The 23,527-nt window shown below is 71.2% G+C and carries 21 protein-coding genes; 9 read left to right on the top strand and 12 right to left on the bottom strand.

Annotation, left to right across the window (positions count from 1 at the left end):
• The first annotated feature begins 377 nt into the window (after positions 1-377).
• From sdhC to ACMXN5_RS20425, 4 genes are read left to right on the top strand one after another with little or no spacing between them, the layout of a single operon-like run.
• A complete protein-coding gene (gene sdhC, locus ACMXN5_RS20440; protein WP_078979260.1) occupies positions 378-758 on the top strand; it encodes a succinate dehydrogenase, cytochrome b556 subunit in 381 nt (126 codons plus the stop codon).
• Between the two features lies 1 nt (position 759).
• The gene (locus ACMXN5_RS20435; RefSeq protein ID WP_126637499.1) at positions 760-1,206 is read left to right on the top strand and encodes a succinate dehydrogenase hydrophobic membrane anchor subunit; all 447 of its coding nucleotides are present in this window, start codon (positions 760-762) and stop codon (positions 1,204-1,206) included.
• A gap of 39 nt (positions 1,207-1,245) precedes the next feature.
• The gene (gene sdhA / locus ACMXN5_RS20430; RefSeq protein ID WP_380005206.1) at positions 1,246-3,003 is read left to right on the top strand and encodes a succinate dehydrogenase flavoprotein subunit; all 1,758 of its coding nucleotides are present in this window, start codon (positions 1,246-1,248) and stop codon (positions 3,001-3,003) included.
• Entirely contained in the window at positions 3,000-3,782 is a 783-nt protein-coding gene (locus tag ACMXN5_RS20425; RefSeq protein WP_371863005.1) for a succinate dehydrogenase iron-sulfur subunit, read from the top strand. Before sdhA ends, ACMXN5_RS20425 begins: the two co-directional genes overlap by 4 nt.
• A 72-nt stretch (positions 3,783-3,854) precedes the next feature.
• On the opposite strand, the gene ACMXN5_RS20420 is transcribed toward ACMXN5_RS20425, so the two are convergent.
• The 3 genes from ACMXN5_RS20420 to mfd form a co-directional block, all read right to left on the bottom strand.
• Positions 3,855-4,907 (bottom strand): MazG family protein, encoded by a 1,053-nt coding sequence (locus ACMXN5_RS20420; protein WP_439676455.1) that lies wholly within the window; start codon positions 4,905-4,907, stop codon positions 3,855-3,857.
• A gap of 21 nt (positions 4,908-4,928) precedes the next feature.
• The gene (locus tag ACMXN5_RS20415) at positions 4,929-5,645 is read right to left on the bottom strand and encodes a SurA N-terminal domain-containing protein (protein ID WP_439676454.1); all 717 of its coding nucleotides are present in this window, start codon (positions 5,643-5,645) and stop codon (positions 4,929-4,931) included.
• Between the two features lie 206 nt (positions 5,646-5,851).
• Positions 5,852-9,409, bottom strand: coding sequence for a transcription-repair coupling factor (gene mfd / locus ACMXN5_RS20410; protein WP_439676453.1), 3,558 nt, complete (start codon positions 9,407-9,409; stop codon positions 5,852-5,854).
• A 266-nt stretch (positions 9,410-9,675) separates the two neighbouring features.
• Between mfd and ACMXN5_RS20405 the strand changes: the two genes are divergently transcribed.
• The 3 genes from ACMXN5_RS20405 (at position 9,676) to ACMXN5_RS20395 (ending at position 13,280) form a co-directional block, all read left to right on the top strand.
• Complete coding sequence (locus ACMXN5_RS20405) at positions 9,676-11,142, top strand: aldehyde dehydrogenase family protein (RefSeq protein ID WP_439676452.1); 1,467 nt, start codon at positions 9,676-9,678, stop codon at positions 11,140-11,142.
• A gap of 195 nt (positions 11,143-11,337) precedes the next feature.
• Positions 11,338-11,967 (top strand): hypothetical protein, encoded by a 630-nt coding sequence (locus ACMXN5_RS20400; RefSeq protein ID WP_439676451.1) that lies wholly within the window; start codon positions 11,338-11,340, stop codon positions 11,965-11,967.
• 56 nt (positions 11,968-12,023) lie between these two features.
• Positions 12,024-13,280 carry a nucleotide sugar dehydrogenase gene (locus ACMXN5_RS20395; protein ID WP_439676450.1) on the top strand — a complete coding sequence of 419 codons (1,257 nt, stop codon included), beginning with the start codon at positions 12,024-12,026 and terminating at the stop codon, positions 13,278-13,280.
• A 123-nt stretch (positions 13,281-13,403) separates the two neighbouring features.
• On the opposite strand, the gene ACMXN5_RS20390 is transcribed toward ACMXN5_RS20395, so the two are convergent.
• The 7 genes from ACMXN5_RS20390 to ACMXN5_RS20360 all read right to left on the bottom strand — a co-directional run bounded on the left by ACMXN5_RS20390 (position 13,404) and on the right by ACMXN5_RS20360 (position 20,642).
• On the bottom strand, positions 13,404-13,559 hold the full coding sequence (locus ACMXN5_RS20390) for a hypothetical protein (protein ID WP_380005224.1): 156 nt from the start codon (positions 13,557-13,559) through the stop codon (positions 13,404-13,406).
• A 371-nt stretch (positions 13,560-13,930) separates the two neighbouring features.
• Positions 13,931-15,511, bottom strand: coding sequence for an MBL fold metallo-hydrolase (locus tag ACMXN5_RS20385; protein WP_439676449.1), 1,581 nt, complete (start codon positions 15,509-15,511; stop codon positions 13,931-13,933).
• The gene (locus ACMXN5_RS20380; RefSeq protein ID WP_439676448.1) at positions 15,508-16,644 is read right to left on the bottom strand and encodes a DegT/DnrJ/EryC1/StrS family aminotransferase; all 1,137 of its coding nucleotides are present in this window, start codon (positions 16,642-16,644) and stop codon (positions 15,508-15,510) included. The genes ACMXN5_RS20385 and ACMXN5_RS20380 overlap by 4 nt, the downstream gene beginning before the upstream one ends.
• Positions 16,634-17,344 (bottom strand): acetyltransferase, encoded by a 711-nt coding sequence (locus tag ACMXN5_RS20375; protein WP_439676447.1) that lies wholly within the window; start codon positions 17,342-17,344, stop codon positions 16,634-16,636. Before ACMXN5_RS20375 ends, ACMXN5_RS20380 begins: the two co-directional genes overlap by 11 nt.
• Positions 17,344-18,501 (bottom strand): DegT/DnrJ/EryC1/StrS family aminotransferase, encoded by a 1,158-nt coding sequence (locus ACMXN5_RS20370; RefSeq protein WP_439676446.1) that lies wholly within the window; start codon positions 18,499-18,501, stop codon positions 17,344-17,346. The genes ACMXN5_RS20375 and ACMXN5_RS20370 overlap by 1 nt, the downstream gene beginning before the upstream one ends.
• Positions 18,502-18,603: 102 nt before the next feature.
• Positions 18,604-19,572, bottom strand: coding sequence for an SDR family NAD(P)-dependent oxidoreductase (locus ACMXN5_RS20365; RefSeq protein ID WP_439676445.1), 969 nt, complete (start codon positions 19,570-19,572; stop codon positions 18,604-18,606).
• Positions 19,569-20,642, bottom strand: coding sequence for a Gfo/Idh/MocA family protein (locus tag ACMXN5_RS20360; protein ID WP_439676444.1), 1,074 nt, complete (start codon positions 20,640-20,642; stop codon positions 19,569-19,571). Before ACMXN5_RS20360 ends, ACMXN5_RS20365 begins: the two co-directional genes overlap by 4 nt.
• A 290-nt stretch (positions 20,643-20,932) precedes the next feature.
• Here ACMXN5_RS20360 and ACMXN5_RS20355 point away from each other — a divergent pair, with 290 nt between their 5' ends.
• Positions 20,933-21,445, top strand: a complete 513-nt coding sequence (locus ACMXN5_RS20355; RefSeq protein WP_439676443.1) for a YwqJ-related putative deaminase — start codon at positions 20,933-20,935, stop codon at positions 21,443-21,445.
• A gap of 1 nt (position 21,446) precedes the next feature.
• The gene (locus tag ACMXN5_RS20350; RefSeq protein ID WP_439676442.1) at positions 21,447-21,929 is read left to right on the top strand and encodes an SUKH-3 domain-containing protein; all 483 of its coding nucleotides are present in this window, start codon (positions 21,447-21,449) and stop codon (positions 21,927-21,929) included.
• A gap of 75 nt (positions 21,930-22,004) precedes the next feature.
• Here ACMXN5_RS20350 and pth read toward each other — a convergent pair whose 3' ends face one another.
• Together pth and ACMXN5_RS20340 are read right to left on the bottom strand one after the other, a co-directional pair.
• Entirely contained in the window at positions 22,005-22,601 is a 597-nt protein-coding gene (pth, locus tag ACMXN5_RS20345; RefSeq protein ID WP_439676441.1) for an aminoacyl-tRNA hydrolase, read from the bottom strand.
• Positions 22,602-22,639: 38 nt separating this feature from the next.
• Positions 22,640-23,218: a 50S ribosomal protein L25/general stress protein Ctc gene (locus ACMXN5_RS20340; protein WP_439676440.1), complete on the bottom strand. Its 579-nt coding sequence runs from the start codon at positions 23,216-23,218 to the stop codon at positions 22,640-22,642.
• Positions 23,219-23,527: the final 309 nt, after the last annotated feature.

Here is a 23,527-nt window from a genome sequence, read left to right as displayed (position 1 = left end):
CCGACGCGGCGGATGAATACGCACGACTGATGTGATGTCAGCCCTACCGGCGGGTCACCTCACCGACCTGCGTGTTCGCGCTTGCGGTGATCTTTCGTCCGGGCGTGGCCCGCTTTCCCCCATACGGGTGCTGACGGGGCGTCAGGAAATGGTGACCCGCTACGCACGGGTCACCCGGATGGTTCCACTCCACCATGCGGAATGGATCACATCGCGCGCCCTGCAACAAGAGGGCCCCCGATCGGTGGCTACCATGGCCGGGGCCGGGCGACCGATACCCGGCCGGGCCGACCGACAACCAGAGGGTCCGACACCGACGCGGACACCCTCCCAGCCGGCCGTGTCCCCTCATGTACCGCACCCGGAGGGTAGTTTCCGTGCCGGCTGGAACGCTCTACCGCGGCCGGGAAGGCATGTGGTCCTGGGTGGCTCATCGAGTCACCGGCGTCCTCATCTTCTTCTTCCTGTTCGCGCACGTCCTCGACACCGCACTCGTTCGCGTATCCCCCGAGGCGTACGACGAGACGATCGACATCTACAAGAACCCGTTCGTCAACCTGCTCGAATACGGGCTCGTCGCGGCCATCCTGTTCCACGCGCTCAATGGTCTGCGGATCATCGCGGTGGACTTCTGGGAGAAGGGCCCGCGCTACCAGAAGCAGATGCTCTGGACGGTGGTCGGCGTCTGGGTCGTGTTGATGGCCGGCAGTGCCTACCCGATCCTGCAGCACTCGATCAAGACCATCTTCGGGAGCTGAAGTGTCCGCCACCATCGAAAACGCACCCAAGATCCACGGCGGCGGACCGTCGATCGAGTCGCCGCGCAGCAAGCGTTCGCCGCGTTCGACCAAGACCAACTTCGAGCTGTACGGCTGGCTGTTCATGCGGCTGTCCGGCGTGCTCCTGGTCGTCCTGGTCCTGGGCCACCTGCTCATCCAGCTCGTCCTGGACGGTGGCGTGTCCAAGATCGGCTTCGCGTTCGTCGCGGGCCGCTGGGCGTCGCCGTTCTGGCAGTCGTGGGACCTCATCATGCTGTGGCTCGCCGAGCTGCACGGTGTCAACGGTCTGCGCACGATCATCAACGACTACGCGGAGCGGGATCAGACCCGGTTCTGGCTCAAGGCGCTGCTGTACACGTCCGCGCTGATCGTGCTTTTCCTGGGGACGCTGGTGATCTTCACCTTCGACCCCAACATCGGCAACTGACCGCGGCCGATCCCAGCACCCGAGGACTGAACGAGCATCATGCAGACCCACAAGTACGACACCGTCATCGTCGGCGCGGGCGGCGCCGGCATGCGCGCGGCCCTGGAGTCGAGCAAGCGCAGCCGTACCGCCGTGCTGACCAAGCTGTACCCCACGCGTTCGCACACCGGCGCCGCGCAGGGTGGCATGTGTGCCGCCCTCGCCAACGTCGAGGAGGACAACTGGGAGTGGCACACGTTCGACACGGTCAAGGGTGGTGACTACCTCACCGACCAGGACGCCGCGGAGATCATGTGCAAGGAGGCGATCGACGCCGTCCTGGACCTGGAGAAGATGGGCCTCCCCTTCTCCCGGACCCCCGAGGGCCGGATCGACCAGCGCCGCTTCGGCGGGCACACCCGCGACCACGGCAAGGCGGCCGTGCGCCGCTCCTGCTACGCGGCGGACCGCACCGGCCACATGATCCTCCAGACGCTGTTCCAGAACTGCGTCAAGCAGGACGTCGAGTTCTACAACGAGTTCTACGTCCTGGACCTGCTCCTGGCCGAGGACGAGGCGGGCAACAAGTCCACCTCGGGCGTGGTCGCGTACGAGCTGGCCACCGGCGAGATCCACGTCTTCCAGGCCAAGTCGGTGATCTTCGCGACCGGCGGCTTCGGCAAGGTCTTCAAGACCACCTCGAACGCGCACACCCTCACCGGCGACGGCATGGGCATCGCGTGGCGTCGCGGACTGCCGCTGGAGGACATGGAGTTCTACCAGTTCCACCCGACCGGTCTCGCGGGCCTGGGCATCCTGCTCACCGAGGGCGCCCGCGGCGAGGGCGGCATCCTGCGCAACGCCGACGGCGAGCGCTTCATGGAGCGCTACGCGCCGACCATCAAGGACCTCGCGCCGCGCGACATCGTCGCGCGCTCGATGGTCCTGGAGGTGCTGGAGGGTCGCGGCGCCGGTCCGAACAAGGACTACGTCTACCTCGACCTGACCCACCTGCCGGCGGAGCAGATCGAGGAGAAGCTGCCGGACATCACCGAGTTCGCGCGCACCTACCTGGGCGTCGAGCCGACCACCGAGCTGGTCCCGGTGTACCCGACCGCGCACTACGCGATGGGCGGCATCCCGACCAACGTCGAGGCCGAGGTGTTGTCGGACAACACCACGGTGGTCCCGGGTCTGTACGCGGCCGGCGAGGTCGCCTGCGTGTCCGTGCACGGCTCGAACCGGCTCGGCACCAACTCGCTGCTCGACATCAACGTGTTCGGCCGGCGTGCGGGCATCGCCGCCGCCGAGTACGCGAGCACGCACGACTTCGTCGAGCTGCCCGAGGCCCCCGAGGCCACGGTCGTCGAGCTGATCGAGCGGCTGCGCGACAGCTCGGGCACCGAGCGGGTCGGCCAGATCCGCGCCGAGATGCAGGAGACGATGGACGCCAACGCCGGCGTCTACCGCACCGAGGAGACGCTGAAGCAGGCGCTCTCCGACATCAAGGGCCTGCAGAAGCGCTACCTCGACGTCTCCATCCAGGACAAGGGCAAGCGGTACAACACCGACCTGCTCGAGGCGATCGAGCTGGGCTTTCTGCTCGACCTCGCCGAGGTCCTGGTCGTCGGCGCGCAGAACCGCAAGGAGTCGCGCGGCGGCCACGCCCGCGAGGACTTCCAGGCGCGCGACGACGAGAACTACATGAAGCACACGATGGCGTACCGCGAGGTCGACGCGAAGGGCGAGCACTCGATCCGCCTGGGCTACAAGCCGGTCGTGGTCACCCGCTACCAGCCGATGGAGCGTAAGTACTGATGACTGCCGTAGTGGAAGAGACCGCGCCCGGCACCGGGCACGGCAGCACGGCCGCCGAGCGCGACCACACGCCGATCGTGATCACGCTGCGGATCCGCCGGTTCAACCCGGAGACCGACGCGGAGCCGTACTGGCAGGACTTCAAGGTCGAGGCCGACCCGACCGAGCGCATCCTGACCGCCATGATGAAGATCAAGGCGGAGCAGGACGGCTCGCTCACCTTCCGCCGCTCCTGCGCGCACGGCATCTGCGGCTCGGACGCGATGCGGATCAACGGGCGCAACCGGCTGGCCTGCAAGACCCTGGTCAAGGACCTGGACATGGCCAAGCCGATCACGGTCGAGGCGATCAAGGGTCTGAAGCTGGAGAAGGACCTCGTCGTCGACATGGATCCGTTCATGCAGGCGTACAAGGACGTGATGCCGTTCCTGATCACGTCGGGCAACGAGCCGACGCGCGAGCGGCTGCAGTCGCCCGAGGACCGCGAGCGGTTCGACGACACCACCAAGTGCATCCTGTGTGCGGCGTGCACCACGTCGTGCCCGGTGTTCTGGAGCGACGGGCAGTACTTCGGCCCGGCGGCGATCGTCAACGCGCACCGGTTCATCTTCGACTCGCGGGACGAGGGCGCCGAGGAGCGCCTGGAGATCCTGAACGAGAAGGAGGGCGTGTGGCGCTGCCGCACGACCTTCAACTGCACCGAGGCGTGCCCGCGTGGCATCGAGGTCACCAAGGCGATCCAGGAGGTCAAGCGCGCGCTGATCTTCCGCCGCGTGTGATCGATCCGCACCGACGAGGGCCCGGAACCGTGCTTCGGTTCCGGGCCCTTGGGCGTTCGTGGTCGGCGCGCGTCAGCCCGCTTCGGCCGCGCGGACGCGCTCGCCGTGGCGCAGGGTCGCGGCGCGCAGCGCGGTCTCGGCGTCGACGCCCCGACGGGCGGCCAGTTCGGTGACGGCCAGCAGCAGGTCGCCGATCGCCTCGGGGCCGGCGTAGTCGTCGGCGTCGATGGCCGTGGGGAGCGTGGGGGTGGGTACGGTCAGGCCCGCCTTGCCGGTGCGGGACAGGAACTTCGCCGCCAGCGCCAGGGCCGGCTGGCTCATCGCGATGCCGTCGAGGGCCGAGGCGCGATGCGACTTCTCCGCGGCCTTGAGCGCGTCCCAGTTGGCCTCGACCGCCTCCGGGGTGTCGGCCTCCACGTCGGCGAACACATGCGGGTGGCGGCTGATCAGCTTGTCCACGATGCCGCCGGCCACGTCGTCGATGCCGAACGGGTCGGCCTCGTCCTCCTGGGCGACCCGGGCGTGGAAGAACACCTGCATCAGCACGTCGCCCAGTTCCTCGCGCAGGTGCTCCCGATCCCCCGAGTCGATCGCGTCGACCAGCTCGTAGGTCTCCTCGACCAGGTAGCGGGCCAGCGACTCGTGGGTCTGCTTCGCGTCCCACGGGCAGCCGCCGGGCGAGCGCAGCCGGTCCATCACCGCGACCAGGTCGAGCAGGCGCGCGCCCGGCAGGTCCCAGGCGCCGGGCAGCAGTTCGATCTCCGGGACCGGTTCGCCGCCCTCGTCGCCCGCCGCGACCCGGGCCAGGGCCGGGCCCAGGCCGGGGTCGTCGTCGGTCGCCGCGAGCCAGACGACCAGGCCCGTGCGGGCGCGGTCGAGCAGGTGGCGGGCGAGCGCGAGCGGGCCCGCGTCGAGGTCGGCGATGTCGACCTCGACGCCCGCCTCGCGCAGATACGGCAGCTGGGGGTGGTCGGCGTCGGCGGTCAGCACGCACCCGGTCGGCGTGCCGGCCGCCTCGCGCAGCGTGCGCCACGCGGGCCAGCTCAGCAGGCCGGGGGCGACCCGGTGGGTGCCGGCGAGCAGGACGAGGCGGGCGGGCGGCGCGGCGGTAGGCGAGTCACTCACCCGGCCAGCCTACGGTCCGGCTCAGGTGCCGCTCGCCGCCCCGGGCGGGGCGTCCGCGGAACCGGCCGCCGGCTGGGTGCCCGGGGCCAGCCACGAGTAGGTCGCGGCGGTGGTGGTCAGCTTCGCCGAGTCCCAGGTGCCGTACCTCGGGTTCACCTTGATCTTCATCGAGGCCGCCACGTCGCCCAGGTAGGCGTCCAGCTGCGCCTGGCCGTCGGCGGTGCCCAGGTCGATCCCGCGCACCCGGGCGATCTCCCCCTTCAGCGCCTCGGTCCGGACGAAGTCGTCCACCTCGGCGGGCAGCACGCCGATCCGCACCAGGCGGGCCTCCAGGTTCTGCGGGCCGCCGAGCCGGGCCTCCAGCGTGCGGCGGGCCTGGAGCACCTGGGTCGCGTTCAGGGCGACGTGGTTGCGCCCGGCCGCCTCGGCGATCACCCGACGCGAGATCAGTTGGACCAACTCGGCCTGGTTGGCCTCCAGTTGGGCGCTGGTGCCGTTGAGCGGCAGGTTCTGCCGGGAGAACGCCTGCTCCAGCTTGTCCACCTTGGCGTTGAGGGTCGAGATCTCGATGCGCTCCCCGCCGACCATGGCGGCCGCGCCCGCCTTGGATTCCGAGCAGCCGGAAAGCGCGAAGCCGGTGACCAGCACCAACCCCACCGCGGCCACCCGGGCCCGGGACGCGGCCCGCCGCCGGCGGTGCGCGGAATCGACAGGGACGGAACGCGACGTGCGACTCACACGAACTCCCGATGCTCGATGGCGCTGTACGGCGGTACGACTGTCGGCCACGGCGAACTGCGACCCATGACCAACGATCAAAGATACGGGTGGGCACGCCCGAAGTCCGCACATTCGCCAAGATCATCCGCGGCGGGCGACAACCCGTCACGGCTCCCGGACCGGCGCCGACGCGCCGGTCCGGGAGCCGCGGAGCCGGCTCGGGCCTACTTCTTCGCCGCCGCGATCGGCTCCAGCAGGATCGCGTCCACCAGATCCCGCGCCCACGTCAACAGCGCCCCGTCACGCAGCGGTTGCCCGCCGATCCGGGCGGTCATCGGCTTGGGCACCAGGATCTGCTGGGTCGCCGCCTTGACCAGCGTCTTCGGGTACAGCCGCTGAAGCCGCAACTGCTGAGACTCGCGCAGTTCGACGGGGCCGAACCGGACGAAGTTGCCCTGGAGCGTGACGTCGGCGATCCCGGCGGTGCGTACGTGCGCCCGGAACCGGGCCACCTCCAGCAGGTTCTCCACCGGCTGCGGCAACGGCCCGTAGCGGTCCACCAGTTCGGCCCGCACCGCGTCGATGTCCGCCTCGCAGGTGATCGCCGCGATCCGCCGGTACGCCTCCAGGCGCAGCCGCTCGCCGGGCACGTAGTCGTGCGGGACGTGCGCGTCGATGGGCAGCTCGACCCGGATCTCCGGGACCTCCTCCGCGCCCTCGCCGCCCGCCGCGAGTTCCTTGTACTGGTTGACCGCCTCGCCCACCATGCGCACGTACAGGTCGAACCCGACGCCGGCGATGTGCCCGGACTGTTCGCCGCCGAGCAGGTTGCCCGCGCCGCGGATCTCCAGGTCCTTCATCGCCACGAACATGCCCGCACCCATCTCGGTGTGCTGGGCGATGGTGGCGAGGCGCTCGTGCGCGGTCTCGGTCAGCGGCTTCTCCGGCGGGTACAGGAAGTACGCGTACGCCCGCTCGCGGCCCCGGCCCACCCGGCCGCGCAACTGGTGCAGCTGGGACAGCCCGAAGTTGTCGGCCCGCTCCACGATCAGCGTGTTGGCGTTGGAGATGTCGATGCCGGACTCGACGATCGTGGTGCAGACCAGGACGTCGAACTCCTTCTCCCAGAAGTCCACCACCACCTTCTCCAGCGCGTTCTCGTGCATCTGCCCGTGGGCGATGGCCACCCGGGCCTCGGGCACCAGTTCGCGGATCCGGCTCGCCGCGCGGTCGATCGACTCGACCCGGTTGTGGATGTAGAAGACCTGCCCCTCGCGCAGCAGTTCGCGCCGGATCGCGGCGCCCATCTGCTTCTCCTCGTACGGCCCGACGAAGGTGAGCACCGGGTGCCGCTCCTCGGGCGGCGTGGTGATCGTGGACATCTCCCGGATACCGGTGACCGCCATCTCCAGGGTGCGCGGGATCGGGGTCGCGGACATGGTCAGCACGTCGACGTTGGCGCGCAGCTTCTTCAACTGCTCCTTGTGCTCGACGCCGAAGCGCTGCTCCTCGTCGACGATGACCAGGCCCAGGTCCTTGAACCTCGTCTCGGCCGAGAACAGCCGGTGGGTGCCGATCACGATGTCGATCGAGCCCTCGCGCAGGCCCTCCAGGACCGCCTTGGCCTCGGTCTCGGTCTGGAACCGGGACAGCGACTTCACCACCACCGGGAACTGCGCGTAGCGCTCGGAGAAGGTGGAGAAGTGTTGCTGGACGAGCAGCGTGGTGGGCACCAGGACGGCCACCTGCTTGCCGTCCTGGACCGCCTTGAACGCCGCGCGCACCGCGATCTCGGTCTTGCCGTAGCCGACGTCGCCGCAGATCAGCCGGTCCATCGGGATCGGCTTCTCCATGTCGCCCTTGACCTCCTCGATCGAGGAGAGCTGGTCGGGCGTCTCGACGTAGGGGAAGGCGTCCTCCAACTCGCGCTGCCACGGGGTGTCCGGGCCGAAGGCGTGTCCGGGCGCGGCCATCCGGGCCGAGTAGAGCTTGATCAGGTCGCCCGCGATCTCCTTGATCGCCTTCTTCGCCTTGGCCTTGGTCTTGGCCCAGTCGGCGCCGCCGAGGCGGTGCAGCGACGGGCTCTCGCCGCCGACGTACTTGGTGACCTGCTCCAGCTGGTCGGTGGGCACGAACAGGCGGTCGCCCGGTTGGCCGCGCTTGGCGGGGGCGTACTCCAGGACCAGGTACTCGCGCTGCGCGCCCTGCACCGTGCGCTGGACCATCTCCACGTAGCGCCCCACGCCGTGCGACTCGTGCACCACGAAGTCGCCGGCCTTGAGCTGGAGCGGGTCGACCATGTTGCGCCGTCGGCTGGGCAGCCGGCGCATGTCCTTGGTCGAGGTGCGCTGGCCGGAGACGTCCTCCTCGGTCAGCACCAGGGTGCGCAGTGACTCGGAGGCGAAGCCGTGTCCGATGCAGCCGGTGGTCACGTGCGCCACGCCGGTCTCCGGCACCTCGGCGAGGTCCGCGTCGAGCCGGGCCGGCACCCCCTCGCCGGACAACGTCTCGACGAAGCGCGCGGCCGGTCCGTGGCCCTCGGTGACCAGTACCACGCGCCAGTCGTCGGCGAGTCGGCCCTTGATCTCGGCCAGCACCCGCTGCGCGTCGCCGCGGTAGGCCTCGACCTCGACCGCGCCGATCTCGGTACCGGAGTCGTCGGCGTCGGCGCCGAACGGGCTGAGCGACCACCACGGCACACCGATCCCGGCGGCGTGCTCGCGCACGTCGGCCAGGCTCCACAGGGACGCGGCGCCCAGGTCGATCGGGCTCTCCCCGCCGCCCGCCGCCGCGGCCCAGGACGCGTCCAGGAACTCGCGGCTGGTGGCCACCAGGTCGGCGGAGCGGGTGCGGACCCGCTCGGGGTCGCAGACCAGCACGTGACTGCCCGCGGGCAGCACGTCGAGCAGCAATTCCATGTCGTCCACCAGCGCGGGGGCCAGCGACTCCATGCCCTCCACCGCGATGCCCTCGGCGATCTTGCCGAGCATCTCGACCAGCCCCGGATGCTCCACCAAAAGCTCGCGGGCCCGCTCGCGCACCTCGTCGGTGAGCAGCAGCTCGCGGCAGGGCGGTGCCCACAGGCCGTGTTCGGCGGTCTCCAGGGAGCGCTGGTCGGCGACCTTGAACCAGCGGATCTCCTCGACCTGGTCGCCCCAGAACTCGACCCGGAGCGGGTGCTCCTCGGTCGGCGGGAACACGTCGAGGATGCCGCCGCGCACGGCGAACTCGCCGCGCTTCTCCACCAGGTCGACGCGTGCGTAGGCGGCCGCGGCCAAGCGCTCGACCACGGTGTCGAGGTCGATCTCCTGCCCGGCCACCAGGGCCACCGGCTCCAGCTCGCCCAGGCCCTTGACCTGCGGCTGGAGCACGCTGCGGATCGGCGCGACGACGACCTTGAGGGTGCCGGTGCCGGCGTCGGCGCGCTCGCCCGAGGTCGGGTGGGCGAGCCGGCGCAACACCGCGAGCCGGCGGCCGACGGTGTCCGAGCGCGGGGACAGCCGCTCGTGCGGCAGCGTCTCCCACGAGGGGTATTCCACGACGGAGTCCTCGGGCAGCAGCGACCCCAGGGCCGCGACGAGATCCTCGCACTCGCGGGTGGTGGCGGTGACCGCGAGTACGGGTCGATCCGCGCGGGCGGCGACGGCGGCCACCACGAAGGGGCGCAGCGCCGGTGGTCCGACGAGGTCGAGGGCGGTACCGCGGCCCTCGGACGCGGCCCGCACCGCCTCGGCGACGGCGGGGTCCTGGACGACGATGTCTAGCAGACCGGTCAGGCTCATGGGCCGGTTGGATCCTCCGCAACGCGAACGGCCCCGACCTTGGAAAAGGACCGGGGTTCCCCGACAACCCTACGCCCGAAGGGGTCGGTGCCGCCCGCGATGACAACGTGTGACTGTGACCAGTACCGCCCACCCCTCCCCCTTGGCAATGTGACTGATAGGGGGTCCAATGGCCTCCGAACAGGAATCTGACGGGTCGTCGGATTTCCGGCGGGCGGCCGTCGGGGGTCCGGGCAGCGGCTGGACCAGGGGAGACGACGGACACGATGAGCAGCGCGCAGCAGAAGCTCTACATCGGCGGCGAGTGGGTCGAGCCGGAGCGCGGTCACTACGAGGTGATCAACCCGGCCACCGAGGAGGTCGTGGGTCTGGCGCCCGAGGCGTCGGTGGAGCAGGCGAACGCGGCGACCGCGGCGGCGGCCGAGGCGTTCGGCACCTGGTCGCGGACCACCCCCGAGGAGCGCTCCCGGATCCTGGACCGGGCCGCGGACCTGTTCCTGAAGATGGGCGGCGAGGTGGTCCCGCTGGCCTCCGCCGAAACCGGCGCCACGCTCTCGGTCGCGGGCATGATGCAGCTGGGTACCACATACTCCCGGTTCAAGCGCTACGCCAAGGGCGCGCTGGAGCCGACCGAGTTCCCGCTCGCCCCGCAGCCCACCCCCGAGACCGCGCTGAGCCGGGCGGGCATCTTCGGCGCCGTGGAGGTGCGCCAGCCGGTCGGCGTGGTCACCTGCATCACCTCGTACAACAACCCGCTGGCGAACACCGCGGGCAAGGTCGCGCCGGCGCTGGCGATGGGCAACACGGTCGTGGTCAAGCCCGCGCCGCAGGACCCGCTGGCGGTGTACCGGATGGCCGAGGCGCTGGCCGAGGCCGGGCTGCCCGCGGGTGTGCTGAACGTGGTCACCGGCTCGGGGGTGGACGTGTCCGAGGCGACGGTGGCCTCGCCGCACGTGGACATGATCAGCTTCACCGGCTCGACCGCGATCGGCGCGCGGATCGCCGAGGTGGCCGGCCGTACCTTCAAGCGTCAGCTGATGGAGCTGGGCGGCAAGGGCGCGTGCATCGTGCTCGACGACGCCGACCTGGACGCGGCGGTGCACGGCATCGGCACGGTGTGGAGCTTCTACGCGGGCCAGATCTGCACCGCGCCGACCCGGGTGATCGCCCAGCGCGGCATCTACGACCGGCTCGTGGAGCGGCTCGCGGAGCACGCGAACGGGCTGAAGGTGGGCAGCCCGCTGGATCCCGCGACGCAGGTCACCCCGGTCATCTCCGCGGTGCAGCGCGGCCGGGTGGAGGCGCTGATCGCCAAGGGTCGCGAGGAGGGCGCCCGCCTGGTGGTCGGCGGTGAGCGGCCGGACTTCGCGAAGGGCTTCTACGTGGCGCCGACGCTGTTCGCGGACGCGACCAACGCGATGACCATCGCGCGCGAGGAGTTCTTCGGCCCGGTGGTCACGGTGATCCCGTTCGACGGGGACGAGGAGGAGGCGATCCGGATCGCCAACGACTCGGACTACGGCCTGATCTCGTACGTCTTCGCCGGGGACACCACCCGCGCCTACGGCATCGCCCGCCGGCTGCGCTCCGGCGGCGTCGGGGTGAACACCGTCGGGCGCAACATGGAGGCCCCGTTCGGCGGCTTCAAGCAGTCGGGCGTCGGCCGCGACGGCGGCTCGTACGGCCTGGCCGCCTACAGCGAGATCCAGAGCATCGTCTGGCCCAGCGCCTGACCGGCGCGACACGGACCGCGAGCGGCCCCGGGATCCTTCCCCGGGGCCGCTCGCCCGTTTCCGGCGGCCCCTTCGTGTTCGGGTCCGGGACGTCTCGGGTTCGTCGGTTTCCCGCGTGGGGGTGAGGTCGTGGCCATAACCTGAGGGGCGGTTCGCGGCGCTCGGTCGCGGGCCCGTCAGGGGGGATCTCTCGCAATGTCGCAACCGCAACGTCTGGTCCGGGCCTGGTCGGTGCGCGCGGGGGCCGCGCGTACCCAGGTGGAAGCCGGGGTGCGGGCGCGACGATGGTTGTGGTTCCGCGAGGCGTTCCCGGACATCGAGCGGTTGCGCGTGGTGGACCTGGGCGGCTCCACCGAGTTCTGGTGGCACGCCCCGGTACGGCCCGCGCACGTGCGGGTGATCACGACGGCCGAGCGGGCCGCCGAACCGGCCCCGTGGCTGACCGTCGAGGCCGGCGATCCGCTGGCCTGGAACGGCGGTTGCGACCTGGTGGTGAGCGACGGCCTGCTGGAGCGGCTGGCCGCGCCGACCGACCGGGCCCGGCTCGCCGACGTCGTGCACGCCTCGGCCGAGCGCTACTGGCTGCGCACCGCCGCCCGCGAGCACCCGCTCGATCCGCAGACCTCGCTGCCCGCCGTGCACCTGCTGCCCGGTCGGGTCCGCACCCGGATCGACGGCTCCGCGCCGAGGGTGTTCCCGGCCCGGCGCGCGGAGTTGGCCTCGCGCTTTCCCGGATCGGTGGTCCGCGGCGAGCGGGTGGCCGGGCTCGTGTCGTCCTGGGTGGTGGCCAAGCCGCGTGCCGATCACGTGCCGGGCCGCCCCTGACGTTGCATCACCAGCCGCTCGGGGGTGGGCGGTTGCGCGAGGAGGGGGATTCTCGGATGCGTGTTGTCATCGCCGGTCAGGGATATGTGGGACTGCCGCTGGCGGTTCGGGCCGCGCAGGTGGGCCACGAGGTGGTCGGCTACGACGTCGACCGGGAGCGGGTCAAGCGGCTGGCGGCGGGTGAGTCCTACGTCGAGGACATCGCCGCCGCCGAGGTGCGCGCGATCCTGGACGCGGGCCGCTACCGCGCCACGAGCGAGCCGAGGGATCTGGGCGGCTACGACATCGCGGTGATCACCGTGCCCACGCCGCTGCGCGAGGGTGTACCGGACCTGAGCTACATCGAGGAGTGCGCCCGCACGCTCGCGCGGTACCTGCGTCCGGGTGCGTGCGTGGTGCTCGAATCGACCACCTACCCGGGCACCACGGAGGAGTTGGTCGGCCCGATCCTGGAGGAGGGCTCGGGGCTGACCGCGGGCCGCGACTTCCACCTGGGCTACAGCCCGGAGCGGATCGACCCGGGCAATCCGACCTGGAACCTGGTCAACACCCCGAAGGTGGTCTCGGGGGTGGACGCCGCCTCGCTCGCGGTGGTGGAGGGCTTCTACGGCTCGCTGGTCGAGCGGGTGGTGCCGGTGTCCTCGCCCAAGGAGGCCGAACTGGTCAAGCTGATCGAGAACACCTTCCGGCACGTGAACATCGCGCTCGTCAACGAGGTCGCGATGTTCGCCCACGACTTGGGCATCGACGTGTGGGAGGCGATCGACGCCTGCTCCACCAAGCCGTTCGGGTTCCTGCGCTTCACGCCGGGTCCCGGGGTCGGCGGGCACTGCCTGCCGATCGACCCGTCGTACCTGTCCTGGCGGGTGCAGCGCGCGCTGGGACAGAGCTTTCGTTTCGTGGAGTTGGCCAACGACGTCAACAACCACATGCCCGACTACGTGATCCGCCGACTCACCGCCGCGTTCAACGCCCGGCGGCGCTCGGTCAACGGCTCGCACGTGTTGTTGGTGGGGCTCGCGTACAAGAAGAACACCGGCGACGCCCGGGAGTCGCCGTCGACGCACGTGGCCCGGCTGCTGCTGAACCTGGGTGCCGAGGTCACCGCCGCGGATCCGCACGTGGAGCAGTCCCAGGTGGTGGACGCGCGGTTGCGGCGGGTGGAGTTGACGCCGGAGACGGTCGCCGCGGCCGACGCGGTCGTCCTGCTCGTCGACCACGACGACGTGGACCTGGAGTTGTTGCGCACCGCCGACTACGTGCTCGACTGCCGTCGGGTGCTCGGCGCGGGGCCCAACATCGAGGTGCTGTAGCGGTGTTGCAGGCGGTGTCGTAGGCCCTCGCGGCCGGCGCGCGGTGATCGGGGGTGTCGACCACCGCGCGCCGTTTCGGCCCGTCCCGGGCCCCTGCGGCCCGTTCCCGTCGGTCCCTGCCCCCTACTTGTATTCGATGATCTTCGTCTTGTGCCCGGTGGCCTTGGTGTGCGCCTTGGCCGCCACCTGTGCCGCGTCCTTCGACCGGTACCGCTGGCGAGCGCCGTCCGACTTCGACGGACAACCGCCTTCTTGGCAGAGCCATCCCCAGGTACTCATGGACAACCTCCAGACATCACAGGCGCCACTCCCGTCCCGACCGAGGACGCGAATGACTCGGACGGCCACACCGCAGCACCTGCGGCCGCCGTGCGACCGACACTCGACACGTCATGACACGCTCGTGACGGAACCCGGACGTTCCGGAGAAAAACGTTTTCCTTTTGAATGCTTACCGCTTCGCTATCGACATGCAAAGGATGCAATACCGCGATCAATGATCTTTTCTGACTATTGCGACGAAAGAGTGGTGCGAGATAGCTCGCCGGGGTGACGGCGTGCAAGAAGCGGCGGTCGATTGCCGATAAGCGCGACACGTTATGTCAACCGGATCGCCTCGAACGCGTGTCTTCGGCCCCCGGCGGCGAATGTCACGGATTCGGGGCGTTCGGACCGGCACGATCGACGGCGGCGAGCGGGCCGGACGCGGCGGCCGGGCCGACGCGCAGCGGCACCGTCCCGCCCGAGACGCACTCCCCGGTGTCCAGCCGCCACTTCCAGTGGTGTCGGGGGCACTCCAGCACACCCGCCTCGATGTCCGCGTGCGACAGGTCCTCGCCGGCGTGCGGACAAAAGCGCTGCATCCGCACCCCGCACCGCTCGATCGACTCGCCGTGCGCGGCCGATTCGCGTTCCCGGACCATCTGCATGGTCTGCGCGGGGTGTTCGCCGTAGCGCAGCAGGCTCATCAGGGTCAGGTCGAAGACGTCGGGATCACGGGCCAGGCCGAGCCGCATGGACAGCAGCGCCTCCTCCCAGCCCACCTCGCCGTCCACGATCGCGCGCAGCACCCGCTGCGGCACCTCGATCGTGTAGGCCGGGTCGACCGGCTCGTCCTCGAACACGATGTCGCCCGCGATCCGGCCCAGCCGCACCGACCACGAACCGCCGTCCGAGGTCAGCCGCACGTCCTTGCGCCACGCGCCGAGGAAACGCCTGTTCCAGCTCTGCAACCGGGCGAAATAGGCGTCCAGTTCGGCCGGGGTCACCGGCTCGAAGGGCGGCTCGGCATATGCCCGCCACTCCTGCTCGCGGCGGTCCCGATAGGCGCTCAGATAGGCGTCGGTGCGCCAGTGCGCCACCGGGCCGGTCGGCGCCGCGAGGTCGTCGCCCGGCGCCGCCTCGATCACCCGCACCCTCGGGCAGGCCGCCGCGAAGTCGGCCGCGAACGCCTCCCACAGCGGGAAGATGGTCTCGTCACGGTCGTTGTACCGGGCCAGCTCCGGGTCCAGGAACACCGGCGGGCCGGCCGAGGGCAGATAGGACCGCGCGCCGGTCAGCCGGACCTTGCGCACCAGCGTGTCGAACAGGTCCGAGCGCACCTCCGCGGTCTTCTTGCGCTGCACCTCCTCGGGGTACGCGTAGGCGTTCGGATACCACATCGCACCGGAGAACTGCGCGGACAACAGGTCGATCCCGTCCGGGAGTTCGCCGAGCGGGGTGTTGCAGTCGTTGAGGTCGAGGAAGCGGTATCCGTCGAGGTCGACGAGCAGCCCGCTGTCCTCCTTGTGGCTGGTGTCGAGGAACATCGTCAGGGTCAGCCCGGGCACGGGCGTGAACGACTCGCGGTGGCCGAGCACCACCTGCTTCACGAACCCGAGCGCGGTCATCCGCCGGACCAGCGACTTGGACCGGTAGCGGGGCAGCACCACGGTGACGCCCCGGTCCAGCCGATCGAGCAGCCGCTCGTCGAAGTGGTCCTCGTGCAGGTGCGAGAGGTAGAGGAGGTCGGGTCGTCCGGCGACCACCTCCGGCAGCAGTTCGCGGTTGTCCGGGAAGGGGAACCACGAGCCGAGGAACGCGGGATGGAACCACGGGTCGATCAGCAGCGAGACCCCGGCGTGCGCGACCACGAAGCCCGCGTGGCCGAGATAGCGAATCGCGCCGGGCGCCGGCGGATCGGGCCTCGGGGCGACCGGCCGCGCCCGGCGGTGCTCGGACCCGGGCGTCACAGCCGGCTCAGCGCTCCCGCGAGCACCTCCGCGACACGCTCCTGCTGCCCGGCGGTCAGCTGCGGGTACAGCGGCAGCGAGAGCAGTTCCTCGGCGGCCCGCTCGGCGACCGGGAAGTCGCCCCGGGCATGGCCGAGTTCGGCGAACGCGGGTTGCAGGTGCACGGGCACCGGATAGTGCACGCCGGCGCCGACGCCCGCCTCGTTCAGCAGCGCGAGCACCTTGTCCCGCTCGGGCACCCGGACCGCGTACAGGTGCCACACGTGCTCGTTCCCTGGCGCGGTCCGGGGCAGCCGTACGCCCTCGATGCCGGCCAAAAGCGTGTCGTAGCGCGCCGCCGCCGCCCGCCGGCGCACGTTCCAGTCGGCGAGCCGGCGCAACTTCGCGCGCAGCACCACGGCCTGGATGGTGTCCAGGCGCGAGTTGAACCCGAGCCGGGTGTGCACGTACTTGCGCGAGGAGCCGTGATCGCGCAACTCGCGCAGTATTCGGGCGTGTTCCTCGTTGCCGGTGCACACCGCGCCGCCGTCGCCGTACGCGCCCAGGTTCTTGCCCGGGTAGAAGCTGGTGGCCGCGATCGCGTCCGGACCCCACGCGCCGGGGGCCAGGCCGTCCTGGGTGGCGCCCTGGCACTGCGCGGCGTCCTCGACCAGGAGCACCCCGCGCGCCTCGGCCAGCGCCCGCAGCGCGCCCATCGGGGCCAGTTGCCCGTTCAGGTGCACCGGCAGCAGGGCCCGGGGGCCCGACGAGTCGCCCAGCGCCTCGGCGGCCCGCTGCGGGTCGAGCAGGAGGTGGTCCTCGTCCACGTCGGCCAACACCGGCCGCGCGCCCGCCCGGACCACCGCCTCCGCGGTCGCCACGAACGTGTTGGCGGGCAGCACCACACCCTCGCCCGCGCCGACCCCCAGCACCCGCAGCGCCAGTTCCACCGCGTCGGTGCCGTTGGCCACGCCCACGCAGTGCGCGGCGCCGGTGAACGCGGCGAACTCGGCCTCGAACTCCGCCACATCGGGCCCGCCCACGAACGCGCAGGTGTCCAGGACCCGGGCGATGCCGGCCGCCACCTCGGTCGCCACCTCGGCGTGCGCGGCGGCCAGATCCACCAGCGGGATCCGGTTCGGCTCAGCACTCATGCGTGTCTCCCCCACCTCGTCGCTCCGATTCGGCGAGGTCCGGCGCCGCGCGCAGTCGGCGCGCCGGCACCCCCGCCCACACCTCGGCCGGCGGCACGTCCCGCGTCACGACCGAGCCCATCCCCACCAGCGATCGGGCGCCGATCACCCGGTGCTCGCGCACCAGCGCACCGGCCCCCAGGTACGCCTCCCGGCCCACCGAGACCCCGCCCGCCAGCCGCACTCCCGCGGCCAGCGTGGCGAACTCGCCCACGTCGTCGTCGTGGGTCAACACCACCTGGGGCATGGTGTGCGCGTGTGCGCCGACCCGGACCCCGGTGGTCAACACCGTCTGCGCCATCAGCACCACGCCGGGGCCGACCTCGCAGGTCCGCGGGACCACCGTGCTCACGTGCACCAGGGTCGCCCAGCGGTCGGCCGGCAGGGCGAGCCGGGCCACCACCCGCGACCGGCTCCACCAGTGCGCCGGGCTGCCGGTGCACACCACCACCAGGGCGTCGGGCCACTTGTGCACCACGTCGGCCCCGCCGAGCACCGGCACGCCGTCCACCTCGGTGTCCTGCCGGGCCGGGTCGTCGTCCAGGAAGCCGAGCAGCCGCCACCCCGAACTTCCGCGCGGAGCGCGGAAATCCGGCAGCGCGGCGGCAACCTCCCGGGCGAACCCCCCGGCGCCGACGAGGAGCAGATCGCGAAAGGACACTAGACCGCCGCCCGCACGCCCGCCGCCGCCCGCACCGCGGCGACCACCCGGTCCTGCTGCGCCTCGGTCAGCTCGTGGAACAGCGGCAGGATCAGCGAGTCGCGGGTCAGCCGCTCGGTGACGGGCAGCGGTACGTGCTCGACGTCGGCGTAGGCGGGCTCCAGGTGCGCTGCCATGATCCCGCGCCGGGCAGAGATGCCGGCCCGGGCCAGCTCGCCGAGCAGTTCGTCGCGCGACATCGGGAAGTCCTCGGGCAGCAGCACCCAGAACGCCTGGAAGTTGGTCAGCCCGTACGCGGGATCCGCGGCCGTCTCCAGGCCCGGCACATCGGCCAGCGCCTGCCGGTACCGGGCCGCCAACTCCCGCCGCCGCTCGACCATCGCGGCGAGCCTGCCGAGCTGCACCAGGCCGATCGCCGCCTGCACGTCGGTCATCCGGTAGTTGAAGCCCAGTTCGTCGTAGCTCTCCACCACCGGCGCCCCGCCCGCCCGGTCCGCCGCGTCCCGATCGGCCGCGCTCACGCTCATCCCGTGCTCGCGCAGCCGGCGCAACCGGGGCGCATGGCCGGCGCGTGCCAGCGTGAGCATGCCGCCCTCGCCCGTGGTCAGCAGCTTGCGCGGATGGAACGAGAAGGTCGCGGACATCGCCCCCGCGCCGACCGGCCGGCCCTTGTAGGTCGAACCCGCGGCGCAGGCCGCGTCCTCCACCACCACGATGCCCCGGCGGTCGACCAGGGCCCGCACCGCGTCCAGGTCGGCCGGGATACCGCCCTGGTCGACCAGGATCACCGCCCGCGTGGCCGAGGTCAGCACCGGCTCGATCGTCTCCGGCGTCAGGTTGCCGGTGGCCCGCTCGACGTCGGCGAACACCGGGCGCGCGCCCACGTAGCGCACCGCGTTGGCGGTGGCCACGAAGGACAACGACGGCACCACCACCTCGTCGCCCGGCCCCACTCCGGCGTTGATCAGCGCCAGGTGCAGCGCGGTGGTGCACGAGGACAGCGCGATCGCCTCCGGCACCCCCAGCCGGTCCGCGAAGGCCCGTTCGAAGGCTGCCACCCGCGGCCCCTGGGCCACCCACCCGGAGCGCACCGCGTCGGCCGCCGCGGCCGCCTCCTCGTCGCCCATCCAGGGCCGCATCACCGGAATTCGTTCCATGCCCATCGTGTCCTCCCCCAGCCCCGTCAGCGCCGAACCCTTGACCCAGCTCCGCGTCCCCACGCCCGAGCCGCACCGAACTCCCCCGGTGCGCCCATCGGTTCAGACCGCGCCCCGCCACCACGCCACCAGTCGGCGCAGCCCCTCGTCGATGTCCACCTCGGCGGTGAAGCCCAACTCCCGTGCGGCCTTGGTGGTATCGGCCAGCCGCCGGGTCACCCCGCCACTGGCCCGGGCCGGCCCGTACTCGACGCCCAGGTGCTCGGCGCCCATCACCACCAGCAGCCGCTCGGCCAGCGAGCCGAGCGAAGTCTCGCTCCCGGACGCGATGTTGAACACCTCACCGCTCGCGTCCGCCCGCGCGGCCAGGAGATTGGCGCGCGCGATGTCGTCGGTGTAGACGAAGTCCATGGTCTGCAGGCCGTCGCCGAGGATCAACGGGGGTTCCCCCTTGCCGATCCGCTCCATCCAGCGGATCAACACCTCTGTGTACAGGCCGTGTACGTCCATCCGGGGGCCGTAGACGTTGAAGTAGCGCAGCGCCACGTAGTCCAGGCCGTACATCGCCCGGAAGCTGCGCAGCAGGCCCTCGTTGAACAGCTTGGCCGCGCCGTAGAGCGTGTCGTTGTCGTACGGGTGGTGCTTCTCGGTGGTCGGGAAGTGCTCGGCCAGCCCGTACACCGACGCGGAGGAGGACGTGACCACCTTGCGCACGTCGGCCGCGACCGCCGCCTCCATCACGTCGTAGGTGCCGTCCACCAGCACTTCGAGGGCGAGCCGGGGCTCCTCGACACACTGCGTGATCCGGATCGCGGCGAGGTGGAACAGCACGTCGACACCCGGCGTCAGCCGGGCCAGCAGCGCCCGGTCGCGGATGTCGCCGTCCACCAGCTCGACCCGCTCGTCGGCCAACGCCCGGGCCAGGTTGCCCCGGTGACCCCGGGTCAGGTTGTCGAGCACGACCACCTTCGCCGCGCCCTCGTCGAGCAGGCGGTCCACGATGGTGGATCCGATGGTCCCGGCCCCGCCGGTGACCAGGCAGTGCGATCCGGCTATCTCGACACTCGTCACGATGGTTCCCCCAGGGCGACGGTGACGCCGCCCAGTTCCAGGCTGCGCGAGGCGGCCTCCAGCAGTTCCAGTACCCGCAGCCCCGCCCGCCCGTCGGTCAGCGCGGGTCGGGACCCGCCGATCGCCTCGGCGAACTCGGCCATCACCGCGCGCAGCGCCTCGCGTTCGGGCAGCGCCGGCAACACCACGTCGCCCATCCGGTAGGAGATCAGCTTCTCCCGGCGGGCGTCGTGGTCGAGCGCGGTGTCCTCGATCCGGTCGACCCCCTTGTCGTGCACCTGGAGCCGGGCCGCCGGGTTGGTGTCGTCCCACACCAGCGTGCGCCGCGAGCCGCCGATGATGGTGGTGCGGACCTTGGTCGGCGAGAGCCAGTTGACGTGCACGTGCGCGATGGCGCCGTTGCTCAGCCGCAGCACGAGGTAGGCCAGACAGGCCCGGCCGGTGCCCAGCGGGTCCGCGCCGTGCGCGGACACCGACACCGGACGCACCCCCGGCGGCAGGATGAAGTCGAGGATGGACAGGTCGTGCGGCGCGAGGTCCCACAACACGTCCACGTCGGGCTGGACCAGGCCGAGGTTGATCCGCACCGAGTCGAAGAAGCGGATGTCGCCCAACTCGCCGCCGTGGATCAGCTCGCGGATGTGCCGGACCACCGGCATGTAGCAGAACGTGTGATCGCACATCAGGATCAGCCCGGTGCGCTCGGCCAGTTCGACCAGCTTGACCGCCTCGGCGTACGCGGCCGTGATCGGCTTCTCGACCAGGACGTGTTTGCCCGCCTCGAGCGCCGCCGCGACCAGTTCGAAGTGCGTCGCGGCCGGCGTCGCGATGGCGACGGCCTGTACGGCCGGGTCCGCGAGCACGTCTCGATACGACGTGCTCACCCGGACCGTGCTGTACTCGCCCAGGACCGCTGTGGCCCGTGCCTCGTCGAGGTCACACAGCCACTCCACGCGCAGCGCCGGCGTAGCCTGCGCGTTGCGGATCAGATTGGGCCCCCAGTAGCCGGCCCCGATGACGGCCAGCCCGATGGGCCGACCGGATCCGGACCCAGACCCGGAATTCGACATGACGGAACGTCAACTCCCCTGCACCCCCCGGCCGCACGAGCCCAGCCGCCGCACGGCACCCCCACCCGAACGAAGCTAGCGCCCGATCCGGCCCGCCGCCGGTCAACCGGGAAATCCGCAGGGGTCGGACCGGCCTGCGAAGATCCTTGGCGGAGTCCCGGTTGCACGTGACGCCGAGGCGTTTGGCACGCTGTTGCACGCACAGTCACCGATCCGGGCGCCGGCACGATCCCAGCATCGACACAAGCGGCCACCCGGCAAGCAGCACATGAACGAGAAGGGAACGCCACGTGGCCGCGGGTACCCCGACGACGACACTGGCGAAGGAACGTACGGCGGAAGTGGATCCGGCGATCGAACCGGCCCCCGAGACACCGGACCGGGGCACACCGCGGGGGACGCGCGAGAGCATCCTCCCGGCCGTGGCGGCCGCGCTGATCATCGGCAAGCGGATCAGCACCCGGGCGGGCGCCAAGGGCGACACCGTGCCGAACCCGCATCCGCTGGTCCGGGACTTCCTGCTGGCGCTGCCGCCCGAATCGCGCGAGCGCTGGCGGGGCCGCTGCCCCGAGGTCGAACTGGTCTCCGAGCACCTCTTCGAGGCCGAGGCGGCGCGCAGCAAACGGGCGGCCCGGCGGCCGTTCACCGTGCAGGAGGCGCGCCGCTCGCTCAAGGGGGCCAAGCTGACGCTGCGCCGGATCCGCGAGGACGGCGACCCGCAGCACGACACCTACCAGCCGCCGTGCCGATCCTGCGCGCCGATGCTCGAGCACTTCGGCGTCACACCGACGGAAAGCGGCTGACGTGTCCCGGTTCTCCTCCGACGTGGTGCACGAACTCAAGCGGGCCGGCTGGACGGTGGGCCGACGCCGGCTGACCCAGGCCGAGACGTGGGCCCGGCAGATCAGCGACCACGAGTCGCCCGACGGGCACCGGCACAGCGTGTTCCCGGCGGCGCTGGTGGCCTGGGCCGAGTTCGGCACCCTGCACTTCGCGATCGGCGGCGCGGGCAAGGACGTCCTGCGCCGACCGTTCACCATCGACCCCACCCGGGGGCTGCACCTGCCCCGCACGCTGACCGACGTGGGCCGCGCGCTCGGCACCCCGCTGGCGCCGCTCGGCGACGAGGACGGCGGCAGCGCCTACCTGGCCATCGACCCGGTCGGTCGGGTGTTCGGGCTCGATCACACCGGCGAGTGGTTCATCGGCTCGTCGATGGACGCCGCGATCAGCACGCTGGTCCTGGGGCACGCCCCGGTACGCATCCGCGACGACGGGCGCTGGTAGCCGCGGCCGGCGGGCGTACGCATGCGAAAGGGCGGTGCCCCGCGGGGGGCGCCGCCCTTCGTCGTCGTGGCTCGCTCAGGTGTTGAACCAGTTCTGCGCCCGCTCCAGTCCCTCGCGGACCAGCGCCTCGCACGCGTCGGCCGCCCGGTCCACCTCGAACGCCAACTCCTTGCGCTCGGTGGCGGAGAAGTCCTTGAGCACGAACGCCGCGACGTCCATCCGGCCCGGGGGTCGCCCGATGCCGAACCGCACCCGCAGGTAGTCGGGCCCGAGCGACTTGGTGATCGACTTCAGGCCGTTGTGCCCGTTGTCGCCACCGCCGCGCTTGAGCCGCAACACGCCGTAGTCGACGTCCAGCTCGTCGTGCACCGCGACGATGTTCGCGACCGGGATCTTGTAGAAGTCGCGCAGCGCGGTCACCGGACCGCCGGACAGGTTCATGAACGACATCGGCTTGGCCAGCACCACCCGGTGCGGGCCGATCCGGGTCTCCACCACCTGGGCGCGCGACTTGTGCGCCTTGAATTTCGACCGATCCCGCTCGGCGAGCAGATCGACCACCATGAATCCGACGTTGTGGCGATTCCCGGCGTATTCGGGGCCGGGATTGCCGAGGCCCACGACCAGCCAGGGACTGTCGTCCGTGGTGGCGTGGGCCTGCGACTCACTCATGATGCCGTTGTCCCCGCGTTCGTTGCGCGTGTGTCGACTCAGGCCTCTTCGGCCGCGGTCTCCTCGGCGGTCGGCTCGGGCGCCGACGGGGTGAGGATGTGCAGGATGACGGCCTCGGGGTCGCCCGCGAGCGCGGTGCCCTTCGGCAGCTTGATGTCCTTGGCGTGCACCGAGGCGCCCGGCTCCAGGCCGGTCACGTCGATCTCGATGGTGCCGGGGAGCGCGGTGGCGTCGGCCTCGACGGGGAGCGCCGGGACGACGGTCTCCAGCAGGCCGCCCGGGGCGATCTCGCCGACGGTGCTGACCGGAACCTCGACCGTGACCGTCTCGCCCTTCTGGACGATCAGGAGGTCGACGTGCTCGAGGTGCCGCTTGATCGGGTGCCGCTGGATGTCCTTGGGCAGGGCGAGCTGCGCCTTGCCGTCGATGTCCAGCGAGAACAGCACGTTGGGGGTCTTGAGCGCGAGCATGAGCTCGTGGCCCGGAAGCGCAAGGTGGAGCGGAGCGGAGCCGTGACCGTAGAGGACGGCCGGCACCTTACCCGCGCGACGGGCGCGACGGGCGGCACCCTTGCCGAACTCGGAACGCGGCTCGGCGACGATACGGACCTCGGACACGACGGGTACTCCTCGAACGACGCGATGGCGGATGGCGGGGCGGGGTCCCCATGATGCGGATCGACTGCGGACGGTGATCGCCGGAGCCGGTTCGTAGGTGCCCGAGTGGCACCGGGTCCCCTGCAAAAGCCTTGGAGGAGTACACGACACACAACTACCGCGTCGATCACGGAGCAAGTAGCGCGCATCCCTCGCCGGGCAACCCCGTTAGCCTACCCGCTCTTCTCGGTCGACCCGAAATCGGGTCGCGACAAGCACCACTCGAACGAGTGATGGCGCGCCCCCCGGTCGGGGCACAATACCGCGAAG

It is taken from the genome of Embleya australiensis (assembly GCF_051903075.1).
In the GTDB taxonomy this organism is placed as follows: domain Bacteria; phylum Actinomycetota; class Actinomycetes; order Streptomycetales; family Streptomycetaceae; genus Embleya.
The sequence above is the reverse complement of the archived record's forward strand: the minus strand, read 5'-3'. Positions and strand labels throughout refer to the sequence as shown.